The 4,233-nt window shown below is 52.3% G+C and carries 1 protein-coding gene; it reads right to left on the bottom strand.

Features of this window, described 5'->3' with window-relative positions; all coding sequences use genetic code 11:
* The coding region (locus BGO59_RS29225) for an SdrD B-like domain-containing protein (RefSeq protein WP_293689921.1) at positions 1-3,517 on the bottom strand (3,517 nt) is incomplete at its 3' end.
* Positions 3,518-4,233 lie beyond the last annotated feature (716 nt).

The following is a 4,233-nucleotide window of genomic DNA, read 5'->3' as shown; positions in this document are numbered from 1 at the left end:
TGCTGCCCGTACTGGTGCCAAAACACACCGGGTTCACTGGTACACCCAGCACTGAGGGAGCACCGGGGTTAGCCACCACCGCCGTCGCTACGGCTGTACAGCCATTGGCGTCCGTTACTCTTACTTTATAGGTACCGCCCGCGACACCCGTCAGGTTCTGACTCGTCGAGCCGTTGTCCCACACATAGCTGTAGGGAGCCGTTCCGCCACTCACGCTCAGGGTCACACTGCCGTTGGCCCCTAAGCAACTGGCCGAGGTCGGCGTCGCTACGGCACTGATCGGACTCGTTGAAGGAACGATCACCGCTACTGAACTCACACAACCCGCGCCGTCGGTCACACGCACCGTGTAGGTGCCTGAGGACACGTTGCTGATGCTGGCTGTGATCGCTCCGTTGCTCCACAAGTAGGTGTAGCTACCGCTGCCACCACTGGCCGTTACCGTCGCACTGCCCGTGGCCTGCTGACAGGAAGCCGCAGTGGCCGTGGCCGTCAGCGATGGACCACCCGTGCTCTGGATACTGCCCACCAGCACATCCTGACAACCATTAGCATCGGTCACCGTTACGGTGAAGTTCTGCCCGCCACTCAGCCCGGTAATCACCGAGGTGCTGGCGCCCGTGCTCCACGCATAGCTGTAAGGGGCTACTCCCGTGTTGACCGTCACCGTCGCCCGACCGTCCGACTGGCCGCAATGGGCTTCAGTAGTCAGCAGGTTGGCACCCAGCGTACAGGGCTGCACGTAGATGATGGCTGGGTCTTCGTCGTCCTCATCGGTGGCTGGGTTGGTATCCCCTGGAGTACCTTTGCCGTTGCCGTTCACGCTGTCATCGCTACCCGAGTTAGGTGTACCGCCCGCATCGTTGGTCGGATTCTGGTCGGGGGTACTGTCCACATCGGTCGGTGGGGTATTATTGGGGTTGGTGTCATTATCGGCACTGCTAATTTCAGCCTTGTTGATAATGGGACCACTCACCGTACTGCTCACTGTAAAGGTGATGTTCATGGTGGTGCTGCTACCCGGCGCCAATGAACCCGAAATCGGGGTTTTCAGCGTGGCCAGACTGCCCGACAGATTCCAGTTGGCATCGTTGAGCGTCAAACCCGCTGGGATGTAATCGGTCAACTGGATGTTGTAAGCTGGCTGATCCCCTTGGTTGAGTACCGTCAGGGTGAAGGTGACATTACTGCCCGGTTTGATCACCGAGGCCTGCCCCGTAGCCAATTTTTTGGTCAATGCCAAGTCAAAGATGGAACAGGTAGTCAGGCTTACCGGACAACAGGACGTATAGCTACAACCTGCTGCATCGGTGCCGCTATAACTATATACGCCAGCTACCGTAGCTACATAATCGACCATGTTCGCTCCTGGTATAGCTACCCCATCTTTATACCATTGGATAGCCTGGGTAACATTACCGGCTGTCAACGTCATCGAGTTATTAGCACCACAAAGTGTGTAGCTAGCTGGTACACAAGTCGATACAGGCACCAAACCGGCATCGATGGTTAGGTCCTGCTGGCCTGCTGTCAGGCTGTAAACCGACGTTTGGCCGCCGACACCTGCATCGCTGTCGGTCGCATCGTTACCTACGTTGGCACTGGTGAAGGTCATGCCACTGGGCGCCGTGAACTTCACATAGTAGCTACCGGGGTCCAGATTCGTAAATAAGTATTTACCGTTGGCATCAGTTACCGTGGTACTGATGGGCTGGTTGGTGGTCGCATTGTAGAGAACCGCCGTTACAGAAGCCACACCCGTCTCAGTAGGGTCCTGCTGACCATTCTGATTCGTGTCGAACCAGACGTAATCGCCCAGAGACGCCTTCAATGGTACTAAGCCCGCATCCACCGTCAGGTCCTGCTGACCCGCCGTCAGGCTGTAAACACCTGTCTGACCACCTACACCCGCATCACTATCAGTCGCATCAGGGCCCGTGTTAGCTGTGGTGAAGGTCATGCCCGAAGGAGCCGTGAACTTCACATAGTACTGACCCGGATCCAGATTCGTAAATAAATATTTGCCGCTGGCATCGGTCAGCGTCGTGCTCACAGGTTGGTTAGTAGTAGCGTTATAGAGTATGACAATCACACTGGCAACGCCCGTTTCACCAGCGTCCTGCTGACCGTTCTGATTCGTATCCAGCCAGACATAATCGCCCAACGATGCCTTCAGCGGAAGTAGACCCGCGTCCACCGTTAAGTCCTGCTGACCCGCCGTCAGACTATACGTACCCGTCATACCACTTTGACCTGTCAGGCTCGACACATCACTATCCGTGGCGTCGTTACCCACATTCGCACTGGTGAAGGTAGTACCCACAGGTGCGGTGAACTTCACATAGTACTGACCAGGATCCAGATTCGTAAACAGGTATTTGCCCTGCCCATCGGTTATCGTAGTAGAGACCACTGTGCCACTTACTGCATCGTAGAGGACTGCCGTCACACTAGCCACACCCGTTTCGGTAGGGTCCTGCTGACCATTCTGATTCGTGTCGAACCACACATAGTCACCCAGACTGGCTGGTAATGGGATTAAGCCCGCATCAACGGTCAACTCCTGCTGGCCTGCCGTCAGACTATATGTACCCGTCGTACCGCTCTGACCCGTCAGACTCGCTACATCACTATCCGTTGCATCGGCACCCGTATTTGCCGTGGTGAAGGTCATGCCACTGGGGGCCGTGAACTTCACGTAGTAGCTGCCCGGGTTCAGGTTCGTAAACAGGTATTTGCCCTGACCGTCGGTTAGCGTGGTCGAGACCACCGTGCCGCTCACCGCGTCGTAGAGCACTGCCGTTACACTAGCCACGCCCGTTTCGGTGGGGTCCTGTTGACCATTCTTGTTGGCATCGAACCACACATAATCCCCTAACGAGGCTGGTGGATTGGCGGTAAGCCCAAAATCATACGTATGATTATTGGCGCCAATCGGACCCGTCGTCAGATTGATGGTTGGCAGACCATTGGCCACAAACGCATCATTATTGTTGATCGTACTGCCAGTGTTTGTACCTGCGGTCTCACCCGGTGCGATGGTTACCCCTGTCAGCGTTAAACCCGCTACCGATGTACTGCTACCCAGCGAGGTAATTTTGAGGGTATAGCTAGTAGAAGGTGCTAACGACAAGCTATATACGTTACTAGCAGTATTGCTACCATTTTTTGCCGATGAGAAAATGTAGTTCCCATTGGCATCTGTGGTTGCTGTTGCAATGACCCCACCACTGGCATTGGTTAACTGGACCGTTACCCCCGCCAAAGCTGGTTCGCCGGGGTCCTGAACACCATTGTTGTTGGTATCTTTCCAGACCCGGTTACCGATTTCAATGGGAGCCGGGTCACACAATAATTCTAAGTCCCCTAAACCGTTGGCTTTGCCAGATACGCCAGGGGTTTCACTTCCATTCCAGCCAAAAACTTGAAAATTTTGTGTTGCCTGCCCAGAGAGGTTACTAAACATCCGAACTCCGCCCGTCAGAATCGTAAACGGGTCAAATAAGGTTGAAACCACATTCAAAGTCCCTGGTAATAAGGCTAATCCTCCTTGTGTTGTTTCTTGATGATATGTACCGCCGGGAAAAAAGTCTCCACTATAAAATTCACCTCCTCCAGGCCCTTGATTATTACCCGCGCCAGCAGAAGTTATACCACTTACACTTCCATTGCTTTCCAGCGTATATGAGTTAGTAAGAGCATTGAATGAAGCAGCCAACAGATCTCCACCTGTCACTCCACTTATAGCACCTGTTCCAGAAGTACCATAATTGTAAACTCCAGATTGATCTCCAAATCTATCTCGGAGGCCAATTATCATCCGACCATCATAAGGTTCAAACTCTATATCTGATAAAATTGCCTGTGGGTATCCTACAACTTGATTTTGATTAAAACATGTAGGAGGAAAAGAGCTTGTCCACGGATTCCAATCTTTGTTGCTTGAACAAAGAGTTCCTCCCTGAAATTCGCCTTTACCATAATTGAGCGGGAAAGTTAATACACTGGTAAAAGTTGTTCCATCAAATTTGAAAACTGTTGCGGTCAAGTCAGATTTTAACTGGGAAGTTTGAGCTGTACACGTTTGCCCTATGTATATATTACCCTGGTAATACTTTAAACCAAAATTAACCGCTTCATTATTACTACAAGTTTGTGGTACAGTCCAGCTTCCTTTCAATGACTTTGTTGCAATATCAACAGCATATAATTTTTTATCATACAAATTCGTCA

The sequence above is a fragment of the Spirosoma sp. 48-14 genome (assembly GCF_001898575.1).
GTDB lineage: Bacteria > Bacteroidota > Bacteroidia > Cytophagales > Spirosomataceae > Spirosoma.
The sequence above is the reverse complement of the archived record's forward strand: the minus strand, read 5'-3'. Positions and strand labels throughout refer to the sequence as shown.